This is a genomic window from Corynebacterium sp. MSK122 (genome assembly GCF_030229435.2).
Taxonomy (GTDB): domain Bacteria; phylum Actinomycetota; class Actinomycetes; order Mycobacteriales; family Mycobacteriaceae; genus Corynebacterium; species Corynebacterium marquesiae.
Genome location: NZ_JASPHV020000094.1, coordinates 1 through 255, shown reverse-complemented (window position 1 = coordinate 255; position 255 = coordinate 1). Strand labels below are relative to the sequence as shown.

1 pseudogene is annotated in these 255 nt (G+C 51.0%); it reads left to right on the top strand.

Features of this window, described 5'->3' with window-relative positions:
- A pseudogene (locus QP934_RS11595) lies at window positions 1-255 on the top strand (IS1249 family transposase); the annotation flags it as partial.

Sequence of the window (255 nt, the reverse complement as noted above, 5' to 3'; positions counted from 1 at the left end):
AAGGCATGCTCTTTGTCTACATCAATCAACCTAAAGGCGTCTTAGAACCTGACCGAATCAAATCTACGACCAACAGTCTTGAAGGCGGGATTAACGCTCGTCTGAAAGAGATTGCGCGTGCTCACCGGGGCAGAACAAATGAACACCAGCGCAAAATGCTGGACTGGTGGCTGTACCTAAAAACAGAACTGCCCGACGATCCACTACAAATCGCCAGGCAGTCCCACTGGGGCCAGGACCAACTCGCCAAAGTAT